This is a genomic window from Desulfofundulus sp. TPOSR (genome assembly GCF_011393055.1).
Classification (GTDB): Bacteria; Bacillota; Desulfotomaculia; order Desulfotomaculales; family Desulfovirgulaceae; genus Desulfofundulus; species Desulfofundulus kuznetsovii.
Genome location: NZ_JAAOEF010000001.1, coordinates 18861 through 38435, shown reverse-complemented (window position 1 = coordinate 38435; position 19575 = coordinate 18861). Strand labels below are relative to the sequence as shown.

Annotated in this window: 25 protein-coding genes; 1 reads left to right on the top strand and 24 read right to left on the bottom strand. The window is 58.2% G+C overall.

Annotated features, from left to right (window positions below; genetic code table 11):
* Positions 1 to 54 precede the first annotated feature (54 nt).
* The 13 genes from G7K71_RS00280 to G7K71_RS00220 form a co-directional block, all read right to left on the bottom strand.
* The gene (locus tag G7K71_RS00280) at positions 55 to 1113 is read right to left on the bottom strand and encodes a reverse transcriptase domain-containing protein (protein WP_166342726.1); all 1059 of its coding nucleotides are present in this window, start codon (positions 1111 to 1113) and stop codon (positions 55 to 57) included.
* 310 nt (positions 1114 to 1423) lie between these two features.
* Complete coding sequence (avd, locus tag G7K71_RS00275; protein WP_072871395.1) at positions 1424 to 1756, bottom strand: diversity-generating retroelement protein Avd; 333 nt, start codon at positions 1754 to 1756, stop codon at positions 1424 to 1426.
* Between the two features lie 83 nt (positions 1757 to 1839).
* A complete protein-coding gene (locus G7K71_RS00270) occupies positions 1840 to 3378 on the bottom strand; it encodes a hypothetical protein (RefSeq protein ID WP_166342724.1) in 1539 nt (512 codons plus the stop codon).
* On the bottom strand, positions 3379 to 3747 hold the full coding sequence (locus G7K71_RS00265; RefSeq protein ID WP_166342722.1) for a hypothetical protein: 369 nt from the start codon (positions 3745 to 3747) through the stop codon (positions 3379 to 3381). It abuts the gene before it with no gap.
* A 15-nt stretch (positions 3748 to 3762) separates the two neighbouring features.
* Complete coding sequence (locus tag G7K71_RS00260) at positions 3763 to 4191, bottom strand: hypothetical protein (protein WP_166342720.1); 429 nt, start codon at positions 4189 to 4191, stop codon at positions 3763 to 3765.
* A gap of 15 nt (positions 4192 to 4206) precedes the next feature.
* Positions 4207 to 4590 carry a phage tail protein gene (locus G7K71_RS00255; RefSeq protein WP_166342718.1) on the bottom strand — a complete coding sequence of 128 codons (384 nt, stop codon included), beginning with the start codon at positions 4588 to 4590 and terminating at the stop codon, positions 4207 to 4209.
* A complete protein-coding gene (locus G7K71_RS00250) occupies positions 4591 to 6102 on the bottom strand; it encodes a phage tail protein (RefSeq protein WP_166342716.1) in 1512 nt (503 codons plus the stop codon).
* Complete coding sequence (locus G7K71_RS00245; RefSeq protein WP_166342714.1) at positions 6099 to 7250, bottom strand: baseplate J/gp47 family protein; 1152 nt, start codon at positions 7248 to 7250, stop codon at positions 6099 to 6101. The genes G7K71_RS00250 and G7K71_RS00245 overlap by 4 nt, the downstream gene beginning before the upstream one ends.
* The gene (locus G7K71_RS00240) at positions 7247 to 7678 is read right to left on the bottom strand and encodes a GPW/gp25 family protein (RefSeq protein WP_166342712.1); all 432 of its coding nucleotides are present in this window, start codon (positions 7676 to 7678) and stop codon (positions 7247 to 7249) included. The genes G7K71_RS00245 and G7K71_RS00240 overlap by 4 nt, the downstream gene beginning before the upstream one ends.
* An 11-nt stretch (positions 7679 to 7689) precedes the next feature.
* Positions 7690 to 8235, bottom strand: coding sequence for a hypothetical protein (locus G7K71_RS00235; protein ID WP_166342710.1), 546 nt, complete (start codon positions 8233 to 8235; stop codon positions 7690 to 7692).
* Position 8236: 1 nt separating this feature from the next.
* The gene (locus G7K71_RS00230; protein ID WP_166342708.1) at positions 8237 to 9043 is read right to left on the bottom strand and encodes a hypothetical protein; all 807 of its coding nucleotides are present in this window, start codon (positions 9041 to 9043) and stop codon (positions 8237 to 8239) included.
* Positions 9036 to 9683 carry a hypothetical protein gene (locus G7K71_RS00225; protein ID WP_166342706.1) on the bottom strand — a complete coding sequence of 216 codons (648 nt, stop codon included), beginning with the start codon at positions 9681 to 9683 and terminating at the stop codon, positions 9036 to 9038. Before G7K71_RS00225 ends, G7K71_RS00230 begins: the two co-directional genes overlap by 8 nt.
* Before the next feature lie 2 nt (positions 9684 to 9685).
* Positions 9686 to 12154, bottom strand: coding sequence for a phage tail tape measure protein (locus G7K71_RS00220; RefSeq protein ID WP_166342704.1), 2469 nt, complete (start codon positions 12152 to 12154; stop codon positions 9686 to 9688).
* Positions 12155 to 12216: 62 nt separating this feature from the next.
* Between G7K71_RS00220 and G7K71_RS00215 the strand changes: the two genes are divergently transcribed.
* Complete coding sequence (locus G7K71_RS00215) at positions 12217 to 12423, top strand: hypothetical protein (protein ID WP_166342702.1); 207 nt, start codon at positions 12217 to 12219, stop codon at positions 12421 to 12423.
* Between the two features lie 223 nt (positions 12424 to 12646).
* Here G7K71_RS00215 and G7K71_RS00210 read toward each other — a convergent pair whose 3' ends face one another.
* From G7K71_RS00210 to G7K71_RS00160, 11 genes are read right to left on the bottom strand one after another with little or no spacing between them, the layout of a single operon-like run.
* Positions 12647 to 12973, bottom strand: a complete 327-nt coding sequence (locus tag G7K71_RS00210; protein ID WP_166342700.1) for a hypothetical protein — start codon at positions 12971 to 12973, stop codon at positions 12647 to 12649.
* A 28-nt stretch (positions 12974 to 13001) separates the two neighbouring features.
* Positions 13002 to 13433, bottom strand: coding sequence for a hypothetical protein (locus G7K71_RS00205; protein ID WP_166342699.1), 432 nt, complete (start codon positions 13431 to 13433; stop codon positions 13002 to 13004).
* 15 nt (positions 13434 to 13448) lie between these two features.
* The gene (locus G7K71_RS00200; protein WP_166342697.1) at positions 13449 to 14867 is read right to left on the bottom strand and encodes a DUF2586 domain-containing protein; all 1419 of its coding nucleotides are present in this window, start codon (positions 14865 to 14867) and stop codon (positions 13449 to 13451) included.
* A 5-nt stretch (positions 14868 to 14872) separates the two neighbouring features.
* Positions 14873 to 15082, bottom strand: coding sequence for a hypothetical protein (locus G7K71_RS00195; RefSeq protein WP_166342696.1), 210 nt, complete (start codon positions 15080 to 15082; stop codon positions 14873 to 14875).
* A 3-nt stretch (positions 15083 to 15085) separates the two neighbouring features.
* Positions 15086 to 15604 (bottom strand): hypothetical protein, encoded by a 519-nt coding sequence (locus tag G7K71_RS00190; RefSeq protein ID WP_166342694.1) that lies wholly within the window; start codon positions 15602 to 15604, stop codon positions 15086 to 15088.
* Entirely contained in the window at positions 15592 to 16071 is a 480-nt protein-coding gene (locus tag G7K71_RS00185; RefSeq protein WP_166342692.1) for a phage virion morphogenesis protein, read from the bottom strand. The genes G7K71_RS00190 and G7K71_RS00185 overlap by 13 nt, the downstream gene beginning before the upstream one ends.
* The gene (locus G7K71_RS00180) at positions 16071 to 16517 is read right to left on the bottom strand and encodes a gp436 family protein (protein ID WP_166342690.1); all 447 of its coding nucleotides are present in this window, start codon (positions 16515 to 16517) and stop codon (positions 16071 to 16073) included. The genes G7K71_RS00185 and G7K71_RS00180 overlap by 1 nt, the downstream gene beginning before the upstream one ends.
* Positions 16517 to 16732 (bottom strand): HI1506-related protein, encoded by a 216-nt coding sequence (locus tag G7K71_RS00175; protein ID WP_166342688.1) that lies wholly within the window; start codon positions 16730 to 16732, stop codon positions 16517 to 16519. The genes G7K71_RS00180 and G7K71_RS00175 overlap by 1 nt, the downstream gene beginning before the upstream one ends.
* 17 nt (positions 16733 to 16749) lie before the next feature.
* Complete coding sequence (locus G7K71_RS00170) at positions 16750 to 17625, bottom strand: Mu-like prophage major head subunit gpT family protein (protein ID WP_166342686.1); 876 nt, start codon at positions 17623 to 17625, stop codon at positions 16750 to 16752.
* Between the two features lie 15 nt (positions 17626 to 17640).
* Positions 17641 to 18045, bottom strand: coding sequence for a hypothetical protein (locus G7K71_RS00165; RefSeq protein ID WP_166342684.1), 405 nt, complete (start codon positions 18043 to 18045; stop codon positions 17641 to 17643).
* Entirely contained in the window at positions 18045 to 19376 is a 1332-nt protein-coding gene (locus G7K71_RS00160) for a phage protease (protein WP_313884846.1), read from the bottom strand. Before G7K71_RS00160 ends, G7K71_RS00165 begins: the two co-directional genes overlap by 1 nt.
* Positions 19377 to 19575: the final 199 nt, after the last annotated feature.

Genomic DNA, 19575 nt, shown 5'->3' with positions numbered 1-19575 from the left:
ACGCTGGAGCCTATTTTGGTTACCCTAAATAAAAGCCGCCCTTGGCGGCTTTTTCTAGAAGTTTTCAATGTTCTTCATTTTGTCCCGCACAAAGGCAAGGGCTTCAAAGAGCTTCTGCCTAAAGCGGTAAGTATCCGCGTGTTTTGCATGGCCTAACCAGCTCTGTACTGTAGCATTAATCCGCTCAAAGCTAATCTTGCCCTGGCTATACAGCTTTTGGAAATGCTTTAAGGCTCGTTTGATCCGTTTTGTACTTCTTTTTCTCAACAACCTGTGGTCTGGCCAAATGCGGTATCCTAGAAAATCTACTCCCTGAGATATAGGAAAAATCCCCGACTTACCATTCAAGCGCAAACCCAGCTTATCAGCCAGAAAGGTTTCAATCTCCTTTTTTACCTGCCACAGCTCGGCCTTGTTGCCGCCAATAATTACGAAGTCGTCCATGTACCGGACGTAGAACTTGACCCGAAGGACTTCCTTGATAAAGTGGTCAAGCTGGTCCAGGTAGATGTTGGCCCACAACTGGCTTGTCAGGTTACCTATAGGCAGCCCCCTTGGGTCAGGGTCGGTGGTATCGACCCAACTAGAGAGGATTTCCTGGATCAGCCACATGGTATCTTCGCAGGTAATAGTCCTCCTGATAATCGCCAGCAGTGTGCTGTGCCGGATAGAAGGAAAATATTGGCTTATATCGCACTTTAGGCAGTAAGGCTTTGGCCATAACCTGGTAGCCCGCCTGAGAAATTCCGTTACCCGGTCCGCGCCGGCGTGAGTTCCCTTGCCTTTCCGGCAGGCATAGCTGTCATAGATAAACTTGCGCTCAAAAAGCGGCTCAATGATGTTGCATAAGGCGTGCTGCAGCACCCGGTCCCGAAAAGGAAGAGCGGCCACCAGCCTGGTTTTAGGGTCGTTGACGTAGAACCGCCGATAAGAGCCTGTCTTATAAGTCTTCCAGATTAGTTCATTCTGTAACTGGATCAGTTCGCTTTCCAGGTTGTTGGTGAAGATGAGGACTTCCGGCTGGTACCTGTGGCCCCGCCTCGCCTTGATATAGGCCTCATATAGGTTTTGAAAATCATAGACTTGCGGGTATAGGTTCTTATAAGTCCTCATCTTCATCCTCCTACCTGGCCTGGCTCCGGCTTTCGTTTCCTACTGGCCGGGACAGGCATTTTTTGTTTTTTGCCGGCCAGACAAGCTGGCGCGACAAGGAACCGGGTTCCTTTGCCTGCGCACTGGACGAAACCCCGTAGGGTTTCGACTTCTGGCTTGCCAGGCAGAGCGGCGCGGAAGCCGATGTTGATGTTCGCGTTCGACGGCGGATTGTTCAGGTTGAGGGCGAAGCCCGACCGAGCGTTCGAGCCATTGTTCCAGTTCCCACCACGGAGAGCCGCGCGTTACAACCCGGCCCCTGCAAAAAGCTCTAGCGCATGGATTTCATCCATCCGCCAAGCATTTTGCCTATCTCGTTAAGCATTGCAGCCCAGTTTTCGTATTTCTTGAACGGTAGAAAGCCGAGCTGCATGGCTAACCGTATAAGCGAGCGCAGGTAATCGAGCTCCACATCCATTTCCTGAAACGTGGTCTTTTTGTAATACTTCTTGTTGGCAGCGATAATGAGGTTGAGGAGCCTATACATCGACTTTTTAATGTCAGCCGCCAACGTGTAACGCTCACTTTTAGGGAACTGGCGAAGAGCGGTATAGCCGTAAGCAATCATGTCTTCGCACTTTTGTCTTATCTTTAACTCCTGCATTTCTCCTACCTCTAATTTCGGATTGGGGGCTTCGCTATCGCTCCGCCCCCAGATTACCAGAATTTCAGATTTCAGATTTCAGATTATAAACTTAAAGCGGCGCGGAAGCCGATGCCGATGTTCGCGTACGACGGCGGATTGTACAGGTTGAGGGCGAAGCCCGACCAAGCGCGCGAGCCATCGGGCCAGTACCCACCACGGAGAGCCGCGCGTTGTTTATAGTTGCGCAACCAGAAGCCGTCTTTCCACTCTTCACTTCCACCAGAGGACACAGCGGCTGGCAGCGCCAGGGCAGCAAGTTCAGCTTCGGCCCTCATGGTCACAAATTTGCCGAACTGCGAAGCTCCATAATCCCCAGTAGCCGCTGGGCTATCGTTACTCATCTGTGGAGAAATCCTCGCAACGCCGGTACCCTGAGCATGGGCTGCTATGGCGGAACCATTAGCTCCGCGGTTTACGGTGATACTCGTTCCGCTCACGGCGACGACCGTAAGCTGCTCGTTCTCGCACTGGAGGACGTCTCCGACCGCCGGGCCGGAACTTCCGGGCCCTAGGACGAGGTCCGAGATAGTAAAGGTGGCCGGGTTGGTGGTGTTATTGAGGCCGGAATCTGCTATTTTGGCCGTCCAACCGCCGGGGATTACGCAATAGTCAGTAATCTGCTGTACTACGGCGCCGTTTGAGTGGGTACTGGGGGCCGTCCCCTTCTGGCCGCGCTGGCAGCCGGTCAGGGTATATGTGCCGTTGCCGTTGTTTACCATGGAGCTGTAGATTACGTATTCATCGGTGTTGGTGCCCTCTGCCTTGATTAGAATTAGGCCATTGCTTGCCGGCCAGAGTTCGGGACTCTCCACGTTGCCGATTACTATAGCCGTATCAGTTGCCGTAATTCCATCCGAATCACTTATGACCGCGGACTTTATAGCCTGGTACCTCCCGCAGTCAATGAGGAAGTCTACCCACTCCCAGAGGTTGCCCACGATGTCGAAGACACCATTGGCCATGCCGTTATGGCTCCAGGAAATGGGGCCAGTGCCAGTGAGGCATCGCGAATAACTTTTACCCTGCTGCTGAGTATAGCTTGCCACTACCGGGTCTGCTATTCCATAGTACTCCCAGGAGTCCGGGTCCCTTATGTCGCGGCCCCAGTTGTTGTTGCCCCGGATGTCGTGCCCTAAAAGTTTAATTAAAAAGCATATAGTGGCCCATTCTTTCATCGTTACCAAATGACAAGAACGTCCGTTTATTTTGCGGTTCTCGCAGGCCTTTTTGGCATTATACCAATCGATGTCTGTCCAAGGCACCACACCTTGTTGAGATACGGCCGCTACCTGGCCGGGGTTATTGGGCGAAGTACTGCCTCTGCTGCTGTTTGTTGCATCGGGCTGGCTACAGGGATATTTATCTATCAGAAAGCCGCCGAGCTTGAGGTCTTGGGGCGGGAAGGTTCCGCTGTCCCATAGGCCAGCGGGAATGCGGAACTTAGGTATATAAATCATCTTGGATACCACCATTGTGCCAGTCCCGTCGGCTTTGGAGTTGTGGATTACGTCCACCTCACGGGTGCCGGCAGCTATACGGTCCCGCAGAGCTGCCAAGGATAGCTTGCTTACGTTTGCCATTTACTCCACCTCCGGTAAAGGGAATAAAATAATCTGGATATCGTTCAGGTTTAGCGGACGTTCTACCATCTCCATAATAGGCTGCCCATTTTCGTCGGCCCTTCCGGTAGGCTGGTTATCAAATTGCTTTTCCGGCAAAACGGCTTCCGCCAGGAGCCAGTAATGGTCCCCGTAAAGCTCGGTGTTTAGGCTGCCATCCTTTTCTAAATAAAGCCTGAACGGACCACCCTGAAACGGTGTTAGGTCTATAGTCCCGCCGGTACACTCACCGCCCGGAAAGCGGAAAGCCGCCACCACCAGGCGATGGGGGGAAGCCTGGTCAATAGATATAACTTCATTAGGCTTATTGGGGTCGTGTTGAATTATCATCTTATTCCTACCTCCTTACGTTATGAGCTGATACCGGAAACTCCCGGTAAAACCGCCCGTGTTGTATACAGTGAAGGCGTTGGCCGCCTTGGAAATGTACACGTCCCCAAGGTCGCCGCCGGTGTCCTGAAGCGGCACAATGTTAACGATATAGTTCGTATGTCCCAGGTTATGGGTAATGGTGCGACCAGCCGTACTATTGAAAGTGCTCTCGCCTTGCAGCGTTTGGGTTTCTAGGGCGTCCAGTCGCGCGTCCAGATTGGCGTAACCACCCCTGGCGGCCGCTACCTCGTTGTTAAGCGCATCGATTTGTCCCTTTAAGTAAACGTCGTTGTTGATCAAGTCTGTATGGATGGGATCCCACGTACTTGGCGCAACAGGGTCGCTCGCCTCATGTTTCCTTACCCTGTCCTTCCAGATGGGCTGCCCTACAATATCTGCCATCTTTATTCCTCCTTCTTAGAACTCTTCATCCCACTCGAAATCCATGCTTACATCTGGCTCCTTCACCTTCGCCCCGAAAGTTTTCCTGGCCACCAGGCGGCCGTTACTGTCTATCAGCCCCGCCTCTGTTAGAGGCATTCCGTTGGCCTGGTCACCTGCCAGAGATACTTTATACCGAACTGTGGTTTCATTTATCCTGGTTCTGCTGGCTATCGGTACCCGGATTACTTCCTGCTCCAGGGCGGTGTCGTTTTCCGATGGGGGAATTGGCTTGGTCACATCGCCAGGCTCATGTCCGCCGGTTCCGAATGCTATATGCGTCACCTGGGGCAGGACAATTTCCCCTGCTCTGGCCCTGGCCATGTCAATGCGTGCCTGCTTTGTCGTTACGGTGTTCACCTATACCACCACCTTTTCAACAAAACGGTTGTTCTTATAAACCGTTATTCTTAGCTCGTGTGACGTGGGGCTCGACCTCATCTGCAGTTGCCCGTCCAGCAAAAGACCGTCTCCACCCATTAGTCGGCGACCGCTCAGGAGATAGACGGTGTCTCCCAGGAAAGCCAGCCACTGCATGCGATTTAGGCCATTAAGGGTAACGCTTCCGTCCATCATGGCCGTTGCGGACATGCATATCCGGCCGTCTAACACATATCGCGGGCCCCCGCCGTCCAGACACCACAGCCCTGTGCCCATATCCGGGCCGTGGCCGAATGAATAAGGGAAGGAAAGCCTAGTAACCACGCGGTGGGCCACCTGGCCATCGAACAGCTGCTCGCGGCCGTCAAGCGTCCTGTCCGGCGCCAGCACCCAGCGTCCGTCCAGGCGCAGGATTCCGTCCAGTTCTCTGTAGTAGGCGCTCAGCCTGCCCGCGGTTCTAAGCGCTCCTGATTTTACCTTATGGCCTACCCGGCCGGAGTGGCCCGGAACGATCGATATGCCTGCTTTCGTTCTTACTGCCACCCTGGCTCCCGTCAGCCTCCGGGCGCCTTTCAAGTCCAGTTTACCGTTCAGCCAGTACCGGCCGTCCATGTTCACCGTCACCACAGGCCAGGAAAAGAACCTGTGGGCCAGGAGCATTCCCTGGCGGTTGCGGCTGTCTTCCATGAACCACGTATCCGGCGGCCGTTCCTTATAGCCGCAGAGTACATACCGGCCGTCCAGCCAACCAGTGCCGTCCAGCAGCAAAGGCAGGGGGTCAGAAGAAAGGGTACGCCGACCATTGAGGAACCGGACGTGGGGGCTGACTTCGCCGCCGAATCGGCCTGACACAACAAGGGAAACCCTGCTTACCAGGGCAAACCACGTCGCCGCAGCTGTCATCAGCTGCAGGGCGTAAAGCTTCCCTTCGCTGGGCTTTACCTTGTTGATCATACTCCTGACAATTTGATACTGGGTTTCCGTAAAGCTTGCGTCTCCAATGTTCAGTTTTACAATGAACTCCGCCCAGCGACCCAGGTATTCCAGCTTGGCATCGGGTTCCGTGGGTTCGAGGGTTATGCTGCCGTCAAGCGGCGTTGTTGTGTTGAGAAAGCGCCACTTGTACTTCTCCTTGTAGAGGGGATATATTTCACTGTTCCTATAGCCCAGCGTTGCCAGGACCATTTCCATCCCTGGCTCCGTGCCGGCCATTGCATATATGTCCATGGCGCTGAGCAACCTCAGCCGGTATTCGTCGTCGGTTTCCCCCCGGTAGCGGGGCATCTTGCGGTCTTTACCGCACATGTCCAGAGCTTTGCCGGTCGCCGTAGCCACCATGGAAATTTCGCGAAGCAAAAACATGGCTTCCTGGAGGTCGTCGAAATTCGGACCCAAAGCACGGGTAAGCTTATAGAGGTCGCTGTCATCGGGCTTGGCCGTACGCTTGAAAATCACGTGGGCCAGGTCATAAAGGTAGTCGGCAAAGCTCATGTGGCCACCCTCTCAACCGTTATGCTTACGGAACCCTTTACCAGCACCTGTCGTATTGTGGGCATCAGGTCGGCGGCCGGCTCGCGAATATCCACTTTTACGATGTGCTCAATGTTGCTTAGCAGGTTGTACTTCACCTGGTCGACCGGCAACCCGAACACTGGCGATACCTTTCTGATCTGCGGGTGCGTTGTATCGCCGTACATGAACATGATGTCGATAATACTTTCCGCCTCACTCCTGGCCGTTTCTTCATCGCCGTAGTCGGGATGCAGGTATAGCGTCAAATCGAAATTGACGTATACCGGCTCCGGCTTCATGACCAGCACGTCCGCAACCAGGGACTTCTTCTTGCGTATATGCTCCTGCACGGCGGAGACCAGGTCATCCGTAGGAATACCCGCCGTGCCGGTAATAATTATATCTACAGTACCCTGCCCCCGGGGATGCTGGCTGTCGACGTGCACCACTACCACACCGGGAATCTCCTGAGCCCAGGATCTATATGCATCATCGTTTCCTCCCTGGGAAAGTTGGTTCCACCTGTCTATCGCCCGCTGCCGCAGGGTTTCGTCGTCCTCGACATCCGCCCCCTCGCGAGTGATCCACCCCTCGTCGTTGCGAACATAATCTATGCCCCGCACAAGGGTGAGAAAGGTTTTTATCTGCCCGGCCCCCACGTTGTACCGGGCGCCTGGAAGTTCAGCCTCTACGGGGACCGCGACTTCCAGGGTGCCGTTTTCCAGTACAACCGGCCCGGTCGTAACGTACTTCAACCGGTCCCCGAACCGGTCAATGTCGGTGGCTACCACAGTCCCCTGGGGGATAATAACACTGTCCCCGGGCTCGAATCTTCCCATAAACACTACCCCCTGGGTCTTTTGCTCCAGCCTCCTGAAGACCCCGTATTCGGCGGCCTTGAGATCGAGCCACACGCCCGTAGCGGTAGCCAGGAACATTTGCGGAGCTATTTTCCGCAGAAGCCCATACAGGTCTTCCACGCCCTGATTACATTTTTCAAGTAAGGTTCTAAACACGCCGCCGGGCTTGAAGTTCGTAACCCTGAAAGACTGGTTGCGCAGTTCCGCGATGGCCGAATCAACCAGCTCTTGAAGTGTTTTCTGCGGTATAAGCTCTTCCGGTCTCATGGCGTGCCTCCGAAAGCTATGCCCTCCTGGGATATCTGAAGCAGGACGACTGCTTCTCCTTCCTGCGGCTCTTCTTCCTCCTCCTCAAAAAAGACGGGGGAGGGGCGAAAGGCCAGCTCCAGCGTTATACGCCGCAGATCCCAGTTCTTGATGTTTACTCGCACGGATTCGGCCTCGATCCGGTCGTCCATGCCCAATCTATCCTTGATAAGCTGTTCCAACTCCAGCCGGTTCAGTTCGTTGTCTTCAGCCTGTATAAATACCTGCAGGCCTACCCCGTATTCCGGATGCGCCCACAGATCTCCCGGGAAGGTCAGTAGCAGGTGCTTCACGTCCTGGAGCAAACATTCGAGGCCCGACACAGTTTCCACATCCCCGTCGGCGGCCACGACGAAATTCCCCTGCGCATCCAGCAATATATCTTCCAAAGGCAACCCTCCTACAGTTTGCCGACCACGATGAACCGTTCCCCTTCTTCGATGGGCAGCGCCACAACCTGATCGCCGTCCTCAAGGGTGGCCCGGTATTCGATGCGCGTAAGCGGGGAGGTGGAGGCCCCCGGCAGCGGGTTCCCCTGGTCGTCCACCGGCGCCGTCATGGTGACCAGCCGGGAGTGTTCCCGGAGGCATTCGACCACCAGCGCGTCCCTGGTACCGTACCCCGGGATTTCTATTTTCCCGCCGGCCCACGTCCCGATTGCGGCCGTGGAAAGCACGCCCACGAACGGTTCTGAGGGGTCGCCGTACATGAACCCCAGCCGCACGATGTTGCCAACCTTCAGGGTGTATGGCAATGTTTCGCACTTGACCGCCGGCGTCTCCGGATCGTCGCTGCCGTCCCTGGTGACAGGTTGCAGCACCAGCCCTCCGGTCAACCCGGTCACCCTGGCTCTGCCGGTCAGATGGTACCTGCCGGCTAGCTCAGGGAAAAGCCTGATAACGATTTTTCTCACGACCTCGATCAACCTGTCCATCCTGGCATCCATGCTAGCCGGCCTCCAGTTCGCGGAAAAATATTTCCGTCCTTAATGATTTTTTGTCGTTCATGAAATGGTGGACCGTTTCCACCAGGTAGCGACTGCCGGCCACTTCAGGCCAGATAATTTCGATTTCCCGGGAGTGCCCCACAAAGGGGGAAGCCACCGTCAGGAGTTTCCCGCTGCCGACTGTACTCCCGATTGAGCGCTGACCGGACGGCTCGCGGTCAGCGTAAAACTCCAGGTCGATGATGTTTTCACCAAAGCGGTAGCTGTACACCGGCCCAGGCTTCGGGGCAGGAGGGTCCCAGTAAAAGCGCCCGTCGCCGTCGAAGTAATGGTCGTAATCCAGGCCCCAGGTAGCATTTACCCGCTTGACCAGATCGGATACGTTCTCCCCCGCGGCTACAAACCGCGGCTTGGCCGGGAACGGCCCTGGCGCCAACACTCCCTCCTGAACCCCCGCCTTTCGCAGCCCGAAACGTATTATATCCTGTGGTGTTGCATTGAGAAAGGTCTGCACGATTCTTGTTTTGAACAGCCTTACCGCCCCGTCCTTGCATAAATAGCGCGGCGGCATGGGCTCCACCACGTATCCTGTGAAAACGCGCCAGGCGTTTTTTTCGTCGTACCCCATCCAGATTTCCACGGCGGTATCTCTAACCAGGCCCAGGTCCGGTATGCCGGGCTTCAAGGTAAACTCCGCCACGTCCGCTGGTTCCTTGCGGGATAGCCAGATGTCTAACTGATCGAAAAGGTTGCGCACCTCGTTGCCGCCAACTACAAGCTTGACGAACGGGGAAAACAGGTCAGACATCCTTAGCACCTCTCAGCCAGGCAAGGATCCGTTTACCCAGTCCCGGTTCGCGGGTATCCTTTGCCGGAGTTGACTCCGTTTTTTGTAAAGCCATTTTCTGGCGCAGGTCACCATATCCCAACCTGGTCTTGGCGACCTTTTCTGCAGGCGTCACCGGTTTTGGTTTTGGCTTTGGTTTTGGCTTTGATTTCGATGTGGACGGTGAAGTTTTCTGAGCAACTTTTACCTGTACCGGCACGTGTTCGATAAACTCCGCTATGACCAGCACCTTGTTGGTTCTATTGTCCTCGAATGTTTTGAGGTCCGAGAAAACTACTTCGCTTATACCCCTTGCGACCGCATGCTTGTTTATAAGCTTGTAGACACCCGGCTTGGCCTGCTGGGGGGACTTCCTGAATATTTTCTGGAACACGGCTATCTGTTGATAACAGTCCCCGCTTTCGTCAGTGGGCACCAGGTTTATGGTCAGCCTGACCCGAGCGTTGTCGTAACCCACGGCCTGGGTAACCTTATCCTGCTTGCCGCGTATCTCCACCATATCCAGCTTTACCGATCCGGTTATCTCCAGGCTTTCAAAAACCCCGGGCAAAACGGTGTCGCCCACTTTCACCTGGCCGATGTCGGTGGTTATAAGCAGCATGGTCAGTCACCGCTCATGGAAAGGTACCTGTAGGCAAGATCGATCAGGTCGCTGAAGTCGTCCCTGGCCCCGCTCCGGCCGCCATCGACCACAATGATCACCGGCCTGCCGGCCTCCCGGACGGTTTCCCGCTCCTTGACGCTCTCCCGGATGATCTCCCGAAGGTTTACGCGGTAACCGCCGTCAGGCATGAGGGAACGGGTGCTCAGTGCCGGCAGCTCCGGTACGGCGCCCAGCACCGGGTCGATTTGCACTGGCAGCGCAAGGGCGTTTGCGGGAGCGGCCAGCGTTATCCCGGCCAGGACGGCGGCCGCTGCTGTTTTCAGCAGGCCCGAGCGGGCCGTGATCCCGCCGGCAAAAGTTTCTACCAGCGCCATGCCGGAGCGGGTGAGGGTGGACAGGGGGCCTTCCTTCGCGTCGGAGAAGGGGAGCAGCCGGCGCAGCCTGGCCAGGCCCGATTTAACCACTTCCGCCGGCGCGTTGATCATGTTGCGGATGCCCTGGGTGAAAGCTTGAATCAGCGCCTGGCCGGAGGCAGTGAACTCCGCCGCCTTGGCGCGGATGGCCGCTATAATCTGGGTGAGCCATTGGGGCAGAAGCTGCACCAGTTGCCCGAAAACCCTGCCCGCCACGTCCTTGATGGTTCCCCAGTGCTGCGCGATTAGAAGGGGTACGCCGATTACCGGCGCCAGCGCCGCCAGAACCAGGGGACCGTACTGCCGGGCGGCGGCTATGATGCCCTGGAACACTCCCGAGAACCACTGGCCGGCGCCGGCGAACTTGTTTTTCAGCGCTTCCCAGGTGCGCCCGAGGAATGCCGTCACGGTGTCCCAGTTTCGCCATAAGGCGTATAGGGCCGCGCCCAGGCCCGCGACGGCCAGGACCACCCAGGTGATGGGGTTGGCTATGAGCACGGCAGTAAACCGCCAGACTGTGGCGATCAGCCGGGGCAGGGCGGACGTTGCCGCAACCATGGCGCTTTTGGCCAGGCCGGCGATGTGCCGGGCGGTCAGGTAGATCGCCCCCGCTGCGGTGAGGGCCGCCCGCTCGGCCAGGAGGATGAGTCGGGATGATAACGCTGAGATCGCTATTCGTAAAAGATGGAGGCCAGTTCTTATTGTTGCTATACTTCTAAAGGCAACGTCTCGCAATGAAATGAACGCCTTTCTGATCTGCGCCAATCCCCATATAAAATACCCGGCCATCATAACTATTCCGGCGCCCACGGTAAGGATGGGGGCGATGACCACCAGCGCGGCGGTGGCGATGGCGGCTATCAGCAGGGCCGTCCTCACCAGGGTGGGATGGCTTCTGGCCAGCCTCTGGAACCCCTCCACCCAGCCCTGCACCGTGGGGATGAAGGCCTTGATCAGCGGGGCCAGCTCGTCGCCGATGGAACCCTTGAGAATGTCGATGTTCTGCCTGAGCAGCTGGAACTGCGCCCCCAGGTCCTGGTTCATGGCCCTGGCCATCTTCTCCGTGAAGGCCGTTCCCTGGCGCATGCTCATCCCCAGCTGGTCTATGTTGCTCCTCAACTGGCCCACTTTTCCGTAGAGCAGGTCGATCAGGGCCACGGCCTCCTCGGTGCCGAAGGCCTTCTGGATCTCCTGCTTCTCGATTGCATCCAGGGTTTCACCGTATTTGCTCCGCAGCTTATCCAGGATGTCGGCCATCCCCAAAAGCTGGTTGTTGCTGTCCACGAAACTCAACCCCAGGCTCTTGCCGGCCTGGGCGGCGGCCTTGATGAACGCCCTGTAGCGTGTCCCCGCTTCGCCCCCGGGCATGGTGGCCTGGAGCATGCCCAGAACGGCCAGTTGCTCCTCGAAAGGCCGCCGGGCCATGGAGGCCGAAGCCCCCAGCGTGGTCAGGGCCTGGGCCATCTGAGAACCCGTCGTTTTAAAGGCCTGCACGCTTGCCGCTATGCCGGCGCTGAACATCTCGCCGAATTCAAAGTCCGAAAGGTTGGCGTACAGGTCCTTGAAAATGCCGTAGCCGGTGGCGAAAAGGCTGGTCATTTCGGCCGTGGTGGCCTTGGTGGCCTTCGCCGTCAGCGCCGCCATGATAGTGAACTGGGCCACGGCTTCATCGCTCAGGGAAGCGATGCCGGACTTGATGTCGTAGGCGGCACTGATGAATTGTGCCGTGGTCGTGCCCGCCCACCTGGAGCTGAACCTCCGGGCGGCTTCAGAGAGGGCGTCGAGGTTTTCTATCCCCAGGGAGGCCAGTTCGCCGAGCGCCCGCTGGTTTTCCACGGTAGGCGTCAGAATGTTGCCCAGGGCGCGCACCATTGTGTCGGCCGCCCCCTGGACCAGCGCCCCGGACACGGCCATCCGCTGGCCGAAGTCGATCATCCCCCTGGCCTTCTGGACCGTTTTCTCGAAGTTCTGGAAAGTCTCGGCCATCTTTTTGACCGGCCCGGTAAGTTTATCCACCACGCTCACGATCACGGACAGGTTGTACAGCGAATCCACCTTGACACCCGCTTTCAGACAGTGTTACCATTAACAAGAAAGGAAAGGGGGGGGTTCCCGCAATGTCCTGGCTTTTAATTTTCCTTTTGCTCTTTGGTTTTGGGTGCGCTATCGGGGCCGCTTACGCATTGATTCGGTACGGTATTCCTACTTTCGTTTGGTGCATCGGTCAAATATGTGCTGGCATTCGCGAAGGTTGGCGCGAAGGCGGCGAAAGAATCAAGCAGATCGAGGCCGCCCGCCAGGCGCGGCAGGCCCGCCGGCAGTGACCGCTGCCGGCTTTTCATTTTTTGAACATCTCCGCCACGGCCATTAAGACCCCGCGTTTTACTGCCAGCACCTGGCGGTCCTCCAGGAAGTAGGCCCGCGCCGCCAGCTCGCAGAATGTCTCGTCGTCAAGGGCCTGGACCTCTTGCGGCGCAAGCCCGAAATGCAGCGATATGAGCGCTTCCGCCTGGTGCAGTCCGTCCTCGCGAAGCTGCTCTACCCGCCTTATAATCTTTTCGACGTAAAATTTTGGTTGCTACCCGCTATTTTTTGCAGCTCTGCGCCCAGGGAAATGACCAGCCCGGGCTTATCGTTCACCAGGCCGGCCACCACCTCGGCGGACGGGTGGATCAGGCAGGCGAAGACCATGTTGTTCAAGGCGTTGTACATATTGCTCATCATTTCTTTCGAGAGCCTGGAGAGTTCTCCCCGCCCCGGCTTCTTAAAGTAAAAGACCGGTAGTTTTTCCTCGTCGTCGCTCACCCTGACCTCGTAAACGTCGCCGTATTTTTCCTTCCACTCCTGCAACTGCTGCTCGCTTACGCTTGCCATCCTAAGATTCCTCCCATAATTCAGTTAATTAATTCGGCGCCAGGCCGTCCCTGTGGATGCCTCCCAGGATCTTCAGCTCGTACTCCACTTTTAGTTCCTTGTCCCCCTGCCCCCCGGACTGGCTGACCTTGACGATCTTGCAGGCTTTGAGCACGTCGGTTTTGGTGGGCTGGTCCTCGTTCGCATACGAAACGGTGATCGTAAAGGGAGGCAGGCGGTACAGGGACTTGCCCTGCTTTTTGGCATACTCCACGAACCTGTCGTGCTCATCCTTGAGCAGGGTCACCTTTCCCTCGGCGGAATAGTTTCCCACCCCGTAACCCTGGGGGTTGGAGCCCTTGCCGTATACCGGGTCGATTTCGAGCCCGTCGGAATACTCGATGTTCTGGAAGCCGATTATCTCCCCGTAGGGCAGGATGACACTGATATCCTCCCAGCTGTACTTTTTGCCGTTAATCACCCTTCGGCACCCCCTTTAAGCCGCGGCCCGGAACGGGTTCTCGAAGCCGATTTCCAGCTCGATCCACCGCATGATGGCCATGGGCACAATGCGCACCTTCACGCGGATCTTGGACGTGGCCAGCACGTCCTGGTCCCGCGGGATGACCACGCGGCCCCGGGCAATCTCTCTGGCCCCCACCATATTGTCCAGGGGCGCGGTGAGCTGCGCCTCCGCAGCCGAGAGGCTCTTTTCCATGTTGGTGGGATCGATTTCTGCGTGTTCAAGGCGCAGTGCTGCGGCGCGCACCTGGGCGCATGCCTTATCCATCACCCTGCGCAGCTCCACGTACTGGAAATCGCTGGTCGGCTCCGCCGCCATCCGGCCGTTGGTGACGTAGAGGCCGGACAGGCCGATGTACTGCCGGAAGGTTACGAAACCCGCCTCGTCCAGGGCGAGTATGTGGCCGTCGTTGATCCCCGGAGGATTCAGGCGCACCACCGCCGGCAGCGGCCCCTCCATGACCTCGCCGGGCGACCGCTGTACCGGTATCGAACTCACCCTGCCCGCGTATATGCCCGCGCCGTTGCGGTCCACGATCCGGCCGGTGCCCATGTCCACCAGTTCGAACCGCCCGGCGCAAATACTTACCCGGGTGCTGGCGAAACCGCTTTTCTCGGCAAGCAGGGCGCTCACCCACTGGTCGACCGTCTCAGTGCTTTCCGGTCCGCGCGCTTCGGAAAGGAAATGGATGTAGCGGTACCTCGTTTCCGCCTCCGCTGCCTTTGCAGCCAGGGCCGCCCACATGGCTGCGTCTGAATCCCCCACTGCGTGGATGAACTCGTACAGGTATTTTGAATTTAAAAGCGTGTCGATGGCCGCGTTTACGCTGTTGACCGAAGGCCGCGGCGCCGTGGTCCTGCACGTGTACCTGTCGCCGGCCAGGAACGAATTGTTCGGGTCGGTTACATACTCTGAGAAATTCAGGGTCAGACCTGTTCCCGGAATCTCGTACGTCAGCGCGGTTGGCACGGTGATCTTGGCGGAGAACGTGTCGCCGCCGTCCAGGCTGTACCTGAACGTGGCCACGTTCTTGGCACCCGGGTCCACTATCTCGACCACCAGTTCGTAGGCGTCCAGGGGGGAGCCTGTAACGTTGAGATCGCCCTGGCCGGTCTTGGTTTTTGTCACCGTCCCGATTTGTCCCGGGATGTCGCCGTTCGCCCGCACCGCGTATACCAGGCGCGCTCCGGCCGCAAAGGAATCGTACAGAGCGTTTGCCAGCGGACCGGTGCCGAATAGATCGGCGATTTTGCCCGGGTCGGTCACGGACACGATCTCGCCGACCGTGCCGGCCGAACTTACGCCGACCTTGGCGTGCAAACCGGACGTACCCGGCGGCAACATACCTAGACCGCCATCCAGAATTTTTACAGTTACATCAGGCAGGGGCACTTACCTCACCTCCTCGACATCGGACCGGAAAGCCACTTGGTTAAGGCCTCCAGGAACTCTTGCTCGCTGACCCGTTTTCCCTGGCCCCAGGCCATCGCCACTTTCAAACCGGCCATGGTCCAGGCCGGCACGCTGTGGCGCGCTGCCAGTTCCTCGATGGTCAATAGCTCTCCTTGGGGAAACTCGACCGCCTGCGTCTCGTCCTTCTTCGGCAAGGTTTACACCTCCTGGCTTATCTCGCCTTCCACCTGCAAAGATGTCTCAAGATCATAGACCTTCACCACCCGGTCCGCATATATCCCGCCCTCGAAAACGACCAGGATGTGCGCCGTTTCCCTGGGCTTGAGCAGGCTCGCCTCTTCCTCGGGTTCCGCCCCCTGGGCGGCGACCAGGATCGCGTTGCCGCCCGTATCGAATATCCGCCGGGTCAGGCCGGAAAGGAACGCTTCGCCCGCGGCGTCGGCCGCCGCCCGGTCGCGGTGGACAATGGTGACCAGAACTTTGACCGTGCGCCTGTACAACCGGCGCCTGAGCGTGCGCTCGTCGGGACCCGGGCCGTCGGCCCTGGCCACAAGCGAGCCGTCCCGCTGCGCGGTCTGCCCGTCTATCATCACCACGGCGTAGGGGAGAGCCTGGTGTTTTGCAGCGTCTTCCGCCCGGGTATACACCCGCATGATACCGAGGCTTTTCAGGTGTTCCTCCAGGTATTCGCGGCAGCTCCCGATCACTTCAAACACTCCTCCAGCCGCTCCCGGATGATTTCGCTGATGGCCACCTGGTCATCATCGCTCAAGCCCAGGAAGGGTCGGGCGGGAATGCGGACCAGTTTTTTTACCGCCCAGCGCCCGCCGACCTGAAACTTCAGCGCTTTGGCGCGACTGGGCCGGATAGTGGCCCCGAACTGGTGCACTGGCGCACGCTTGTCGTTGGTGCCGACCTCCACCCTGTCCGGCCGTGCCGCATAGCTGATCGAGTTGCGCAACCGCCGGGTGTCGGAGAGGGTCTGGCCGCCTTCTTCCCGTGCCCGGATCGACTGCGGCCACTTCGTGCCGTCCGGCGCGGTTTCAGTTTTGAACCGCTCCTGGGTGCTGGAAACCAGGTGTTCGCCGATTTCCTTGTGCAGCCGGGTCCAGTTTACCCGTGCCAGGCGGTGCAGGTTTTCTTCGAGTTTTTTCCAGTCACCTTCCAACCTGACCCCGCTCATCAAAAGGCCTCCAGTTTTTGCCGGGAAAAAACTCGCGTTTGGCCCCGAACTTCCACCTCCGACGAGGAACGGGGCTCGGGGGCGCCCAGGGAAATGAGGCCGCGGGCGATGTTCTCCAGGGTACGCACGGCCGCCCTGTATCGGTCGATGACGGATTTGTCCGCGCTATCCTCGCTGTACCCCCGGCGGGAGAACAGGTTGTATGCCGCTATGTCCACCGCAAGCTTGCGGATGAATCCGGGAACGGGGTCGAAGGGCACCGGGTAGCGCGCCTGGCAGTAACCGTTTATCTCATTGGTGGCATCCGCAATGGCCTCGTTCAGCCGTGCGGTGATCTCCTCCCCGGCCTGGTCCAGGCCGGCTGGTCCGCTGCCCTCGTCGTCGGTTAGTTCGATGAGCACACTTTCCGGGAGCCGGCGTTTCAGGTCTTCGATGGTGCAGTACATTAACTGTCACCCGGTTCCGGCCCGGTCACGCCCTTGCTTTTCTGCTTCCCTGGCTCTTCCCCGGGTATTTCTTCGACAATAAGCATGGGTTCGGATTTCAGCCTTTCAACCTGTTCAGGCGCGAAGGTGCCGTCGGGGTAGATAACCGGCGCGGCGGGATGCGCCACGCCGCACCGCCGGAAACCGTCCTTTTTCGAGATGATTTTAAGCGGCAATGCAATCACTCCCCCCATCAAGCCGTTCCGGTACTACCGTAGGCGAGCTGCCAGAGCCCGTACCCGGCGTTGTCGATGCTGTCGATGCCGTAGAGGAACTTCTTTTTCATGAATACAACTTCGTCCGTAAGGCTTTCAAAGCCTACAAAGTCGACCTGCTTCACGATTTGCAGTATGAAGGGTTTGATCGGCTTGGACAGGTCGAGCAAGAACCACATCGTGGGGTGCGCCGCCAGCTGTGGCAGTAGCAGGGGTTCTGCTGAACCGCGGTTGATGTTTGTGGCGCCGTACTGGTCGCGTTCCGCGGTCAGGATCTCCAGCGCGGTAGCGCGCAGCGCCGGGCCGAACACCAGGTGCGTGGGCGTGATGTTGAGCGGCTTGCCGTTTTCGTCCGTCAGGCTCATCATGGCCGCGTAGGCGGCGTTGTAAGACGTCGCGCTGAGTGGCGCGCTGGTCCTGTTGGAGCCCCCTATGTGATCCTCGTCGAAGAAATACTGGCCGTCGTAACACGTCTGGTTGAACCCGTTCACCAGGAGGTCGATGATAAGGTCCATGTAATGCTCCGCAGCCGCCCGGGCAAGCATCTGTATCCGCGGCCGCACCAGGTTCAGCTTGTCGAAGATGATCTCGTTGCGGTCGACCTCGATGGTTGCTTCCCAGTCCTTATTTTTGATGGTGAACCCGTGGGCGGCCAGCGCATGGATCACCCGGTCGCCGACCCACTCGCGCATCCGGGGCAGGGAAGCCAGCCAGTTGTATGTCTCTTCCGGGGAGGTTGAATTGACCACCATGGCCAGGAGCTCGTACGGCGTCTTCACGCCTTCCAGGCTTTCGAAAAACAGCGCCCGGAACCCCCTGGCTGCGGCTTTCAGGTTTTGAGCGTTCAGAAGCAAGCGGGTTCTCCTCCTTTACCTGATTTCAACCCATACACCGTCCGCCTCTACTCCCAGGACCTTCCCGGCCCGGGAGCGGGTTCCGGTCCCGTCGGTGGCGGCCACCGTTTGATCGTCCACGATGTAGCAGTCCCCCAGCACATGGGCCTGGCCCACCGGGTCCGTACCGCTGTTGGCGAACTTGAACACGCCCCGGCGGACGGTTACCCACCTGGCCCCGTCGGCCCCACCCGTGTTGTCCGCCTGTTCCTCGGCCCGGCCGGCCGCCTTCAGGCCCGTGGTCGTAGATCCCGGAACCGCATAGCCGCCTGTGTTCAGGGCCACCAGCGCCCCCGCGTAGATTTTGGCGTTTGCGGCCACGGGGAGGTGCAACAGTTCCCCGGTGCGTACCGGTGTGTTGCGGTCACTGCCCAGCGGCATCAGGAATCACCCCCGTATTTTTTGTAGGTTTCGTGGGAAATACCCAGTTGCTTGCACACCAGAACGGCCGCATCGTCCAGCGCAGTCTTGTTGTCATCTTTGCCGCCGCCGGAAATGTCCCGGCCTACCGGTACCACCTGGGGGGCATGCTCGATGAAGGCCCGGAAGCCTGCCGGGTCCTTGAGCGCGTACTGCTCGGCCCATTCCTTTTGTGCCGGGGCAATCTTGCCGGCCTTCAGGGCCATTTCCACCAGTTCGTCCCGCTCTTTCAGGGCCAATTTTTCCTTGAGGGCGTTGAACTCTTCGATGCGCACGTAACCGCTCGGGTTTTTGAGCGCCAGGATTTTGCCTTTGACTGTGTTCAGGTCGGCGTTTTCCGGAACTTCGAGCAGTTCCAGGACTTCTTTGGCCGCAATGACTTTCCCGGCGGACTCAAGGCGCGCATTTACGTCCCTTACGCGAGAGAGAACCTCTTCCTGGGTCGCCGTATCCGGTAGGTTCAGCGCACTCCGCAATGCTTTGAGCAGTTCTTCCAAACCCGAACCCTCCTTGTTCACCTGGAAGCATGCGCTTCCTGATTTATTGACCAGCGGCACCATGCCGTCAATCGCCGGCGTATTTGTGAGCGCGAACGAGTGCAGCCGCACCGCACGCCGGTCGCTCCGCCGCACCAGGACCACTGGCGAGAGGTACCGGTATTCTTTGTTCCGCAGGTACTCCGCCGCGCGGGGAGTCCACTCCACCCGGGCCCAGATGCCGTCCGCCCCCCGGTCCTCCAGGCCCTTGACCCATCCGGCCGCAGGGGCCTCCTGGCCGCTCAGGGTCTGGTGTTCATAGTCAATGACCATGTCGTTCTGCCGCGCTTTCCAGTTGTGTAGTATCTCCCGGACGCTTTCCTCATCAACAACGAAATCACCTTTCTCGGAACGGACCTCCCCAAACGGCAGCACCTGGATAAACTCCGGCACCCGGCCCGGACCAGCATCAACGCTCAAAACGATCTGCCGCAGGTCCTTGTTTTCCTGGGCGTACTCGCCGATCTTGAATTTTTTCTTCTTCGCCTCCAGCCGGCGGGAGATAATCTCCCGCTCTTCCTGCGTGTACTGCCTGCGGTTGTCTTCCTGCGCCCAGTAGCGCGCCGCCACCCGTGTCTGCTCCGCATCAGGGCAGGGGTAACGGTAATTGACCGGGTCCAGATAATCCTCGTCGGCTATGTCCGGCCACCGTTCCCGGTGCTCGGAAGGAATGGTTACGTTTCCTCTTTCCTTAATGCCGATTCCGTAACGGCGCGCCCGCTCTTCCTGGCGCCGCCTGGCTTCCTTGTCCGCCACCCGTTACCACCACCTTCAGGGCCGTTACCTTACGTTACTGGCCGCCACACTTTCCTTGATTTTCGGGAGTTTGCGGCCTTTCCGCCGCCTGTTACCCTTCGTTACCCATCGTTACCGCCCGTTACTGTGTTGTTACCTTACCGTTACCTTTCGTTACTTGTTGCTTTACCTGATCGTTACCGGCCCGTTACCTGATCAC